This is a genomic window from Sphingobium sp. IP1 (assembly GCF_002708645.1).
GTDB classification, from domain to species: Bacteria; Pseudomonadota; Alphaproteobacteria; order Sphingomonadales; family Sphingomonadaceae; genus Sphingobium; species Sphingobium yanoikuyae.
Map to the genome: position 1 here is coordinate 1 of NZ_NOIW01000215.1, position 3618 is coordinate 3618.

General features: G+C 63.8%; 4 protein-coding genes and 1 pseudogene. 3 read left to right on the plus strand and 2 right to left on the minus strand.

Annotated elements, in window-relative coordinates; translation table 11 throughout:
- Positions 1–370: 370 nt before the first annotated feature.
- Positions 371–1858 carry a lipopolysaccharide biosynthesis protein gene (locus CG471_RS29315; RefSeq protein ID WP_099234606.1) on the plus strand — a complete coding sequence of 496 codons (1488 nt, stop codon included), beginning with the start codon at positions 371–373 and terminating at the stop codon, positions 1856–1858.
- Positions 1859–1883: 25 nt separating this feature from the next.
- On the opposite strand, the gene CG471_RS29320 is transcribed toward CG471_RS29315, so the two are convergent.
- Positions 1884–2312: a CBS domain-containing protein gene (locus tag CG471_RS29320; protein WP_004209125.1), complete on the minus strand. Its 429-nt coding sequence runs from the start codon at positions 2310–2312 to the stop codon at positions 1884–1886.
- 85 nt (positions 2313–2397) lie between these two features.
- Here CG471_RS29320 and CG471_RS29325 point away from each other — a divergent pair, with 85 nt between their 5' ends.
- Together CG471_RS29325 and CG471_RS29330 are read left to right on the plus strand one after the other, a co-directional pair.
- The gene (locus CG471_RS29325) at positions 2398–2697 is read left to right on the plus strand and encodes a hypothetical protein (protein WP_099234607.1); all 300 of its coding nucleotides are present in this window, start codon (positions 2398–2400) and stop codon (positions 2695–2697) included.
- The gene (locus CG471_RS29330; RefSeq protein ID WP_099234608.1) at positions 2687–3067 is read left to right on the plus strand and encodes an acyl-CoA thioesterase; all 381 of its coding nucleotides are present in this window, start codon (positions 2687–2689) and stop codon (positions 3065–3067) included. The genes CG471_RS29325 and CG471_RS29330 overlap by 11 nt, the downstream gene beginning before the upstream one ends.
- Positions 3068–3072: 5 nt before the next feature.
- On the opposite strand, the pseudogene CG471_RS29335 reads toward CG471_RS29330, so the two are convergent.
- Positions 3073–3618, minus strand: a pseudogene (locus CG471_RS29335) (hypothetical protein); the annotation flags it as partial.

Genomic DNA, 3618 nt, shown 5'->3' on the forward strand with positions numbered 1-3618 from the left:
CTAGTGGAATATATCGAGACATATAGGAACGGCCTAAATTTTACCGAGCATCCTACGCCTGAAAGCCGTAAGAACCCGGGGCCGCCGCCCACATGTCCCTTCATCTAAATCACAATGTCAAAGAGCCAACCCGACATCAAAACCGGACAACCAGTGTTCCCCAAACTCTTGTCTGGAGGACCAGTGTCCGTCTATGTGGGCGACCGGGTCAGTGAAGCGCCTCAGCAGCGCCGCCCCGTCCGGTGAAAAGCCCTCTAGGCGGACCCGCCCGAACCGTCAAACGCTTTTTGCAATTTTATTTCACATTTTTTTGGCGGTTCCGGTTTAAACCCCGAAACACGGGCATTTCGCCACGGGATACAGGATGACTATGGGGTTACAGGAAGCCGATGCCGCCGACGCAGGATTTGGCGCTCGGGTGAAGAAAGCGATATTCTGGCGCTCGGGCAGCCAGATCATCTCGCAGATTCTCAGTTGGGTGGTGACTCTGGCGGTGATCCGCCTGCTCGATCCCGCCGATTATGGCCTGTTCGCCATGACCCAGGTGATCCTGAACTTCGCCACCTTCCTCAATGGCTATGGCCTCGTCGCGGCGCTGGTCCAGTCCGAGACGCTGGAATCGCACCGACTGCGCCAGGCCTTCACCATCATGCTGCTGCTGAACGGCAGCCTGGCGCTGCTGCAACTGGCGATCGCGCCGCTGGCCGCCGACTATTATGACCAGCCGATGGTGGCGCAGCTGCTGCGGGTGCAGGCGCTGCTCTATCTTTCCACCCCCTTCATCGCGATTCCCGAGGCGATCACCGCGCGCGCCCTGGATTTCCGTCGGCCGGCCTTCATCAACCTGATCGCCGCGATCGCGTCGGCCGCGATGGCGCTGGTCGGTGCCCTGTCGGGCTGGGGCGTGTGGACCCTGGTGTTCGCACCGATGACCGGATTCTGGGTGAAGGCACTGGGCTATATGCTGGTCACCGGCTTTCGCCCGATTCCCAGTTTCGATTTCACCGGCACGCGGGCGATGATCCTCTATGGCGCGTCGCTGCTGGGTAGCCAGCTCTTCTGGATCATCCAGAGCCAGAGCGACATCTTCATTGGCGGCCGCGTGCTCACCCCGCATCAGCTCGGCCTCTATGCCGAGGCGCTGTTCCTGACCCAGATCTTCGTCAGCAAGTTCATCCCGCCGCTGAACGAGGTCGCCTTCCCCGCTTATGCCCGCATGCAGAAGGATGTGTCGCGGGTGGCCTGGTCCTTCTGCAAGGCGGTGCGGCTGCTGATGCTGATCTCCTGCCCCATCTATCTGGGCATGGCCGTCACCGCAGAACCGCTGGTCGAGACCTTGTTCGGCCAGAAATGGCTGGAGATGGCGCCGTTCGTAGCGATTCTGGCGCTCGCCATGCCGTTCATGACGCTGCAGGTGATGTTTGCGCCGGTCAGCAATGCATTGGGCCGCCCCGGCACCACCGCCCGAATCGCCGCGATCGGGGCGATATTGATGGCCACCGCTTTCCTGATCGGAATCCAGTGGGGGGCGATCGGCCTGGCCTGGGCATGGCTGGGCGCCTTCCCGATCCTGACCATCGTCACCGCGTGGCTCGCCGGCGGACCGATGGGGCTGCGTGCGATCGATCTGATCCGCGCCGCTGCGCCGGGGCTGGGTTGCTCCATCCTGATGGCTGGCGTGGTGCTGCTGATCGACCGCCTGCTGCCGCCGCTCGCTGCGCCGATCCGGCTGGCGATTCTGGTGCCGGCTGGCGGCATCGCCTTCCTGGCGGCGCTGATGCTGTGCGCGCGCGGCACGCTGATGGAGTTGGTGCGCCTGATCGTGCGCCGCGCGCCGCCGGTGCAAGCGCCCGCCTGACGGACCGGCGGACGCCCGGCCTTCGTCAGGCGGTCTGGATATAATCGCGCAGGGCGGCGGCTTCCGATTCGATATTGTCGATGCGGAACTTCACCAGATCGCCGATCGAGACCAGGCCGATCAGATCGCTGCCCTTCACCACCGGCAGATGGCGAATGCGCCGCTTGGTCATCAGCGACAGGGCGTGGATCACCGGCATCTGGTCGTCGATGGTGATCGCGGGCCGGGTCATCACATCGGCGACCGTGTGGTTCAACGCCTCTGCCCCTTGCTGGGCCAGACGATAGACAACATCGCGTTCGGAAAAGATGCCGACCACCTGGCCGCCATCGACCACCGGCACGCAGCCGATCCGCCGATCCGCCAGCAAGGTCACCACCGACAATACGCTGTCGGTCGACTGGACCTGGACGACGTCGCGCCCCTTGCCCTGCAAGATTGCCGCGATGGTCATGGCCGCTCTCCTTTTGTGGACTTACTGTCTCTGCGCTTGATGATCCCACTTTCGCGGCGCAAAGAAAAGGGAGGAGAGCAAGAGAATGACAGAGAAAAAGGGCCTGGACGATCCCCGGATCGCGGCAATCGCCTGGTCGCGATTCCGCCGGATCATGCTCTGGATGGCGCTGGTCGGCGCGCTATGCGTCGGCGCGGCCCTGCTGTTCCTGCGGCTATGGACCGGGCCGATGCCGGTTCACATGATCATCGCCACCATATTGGGCGTCTGGTTGACCTTCATGCTGGGAACGGGCTTGATGGCGCTCGTCTTCCTCTCCGCCGGGACGGGGCATGACGACCAGGTAATGGACCGGCTGAAGGACGAGGTGCCGCTTGACGATTGATCCCCATCGCGAAGTGATATTGCGGGTCGTGCCGCGCCCGGCCGACATCAACAGCAATGGCCATATCTTCGGCGGCTGGGTGCTGAGCCAGATGGATATTGCCGGCGGCATCGTCGCGGCGCGAATCGCCCAGGGCGCGGTGGCGACGGTCGCGATCGAGAGCATGAAGTTCATCTCGCCAATCCTGATGGGCGACCTGGTGTCAGTCTATGCGCAGGAAGAGAAACGCGGACGCACATCGGTGGCGATCCGCATCGACGTGGTGGCGACTCGCGGCGGCGGCGCGGAAACGGTCGCGCTGACCAGCGGCGTCTTCACCTTCGTCGCACTGGATGAGACGCACCGCCCCCGCCCCATTCCCGGCGACTGAGGAGGTCAGCGCAGCTTCTGGTCATAGCTGTAGCTGACCTGCCCATTGGCGGGGATGATGGCGCGCCAGACCCAGCTATTGCCGCGGCGCTCCATCTGGGTCGGACGCGGCGCGATGTCATGGGGAATGAGGATTTCCGCCGTCGCGTCGAACGGCCGTGCATTGGTGAGGGTCAGCGTCCAGCGCCGCGCCTTGGCCGACTGGCCGCCGATGACCGCCATGATGCGGACATCGGCGCTCTGGGCGATATCATAATCGACCCGTTCGCCTTCCGCCTTGTCGCCAATATCGGTTTCGCCCGCGAGCAGGCGCTGGCCGTCGATCGTCTCGAACAGGGCGACCCGGCCCGATGGCATGGCGAGTCCCAGACCGTCAGCCTTGCGATTCTGCAATCGCAAACGCAGCGTCATCGGCCGTGACCCGCCATTGCCGTCGCGATAGTCGAGGGTCGCGGCATAGAGGCGCTCGACCAGCACATCGGGCTGGCGCAGCAGGGCGACCTGTTTCTGGCCTTTCGCCGCGACATCCACCGTCACCGGGACGCGATAGAG

Bases quoted from the DNA above. Each gene is read 5' to 3' on its own strand.
- CG471_RS29315 (WP_099234606.1), top strand. From the start codon at position 371: ATGGGGTTACAGGAAGCCGATGCCGCCGACGCAGGATTTGGCGCTCGG.
- CG471_RS29320 (WP_004209125.1), bottom strand. From the start codon at position 2,312: ATGACCATCGCGGCAATCTTGCAGGGCAAGGGGCGCGACGTCGTCCAG.
- CG471_RS29325 (WP_099234607.1), top strand. From the start codon at position 2,398: ATGACAGAGAAAAAGGGCCTGGACGATCCCCGGATCGCGGCAATCGCC.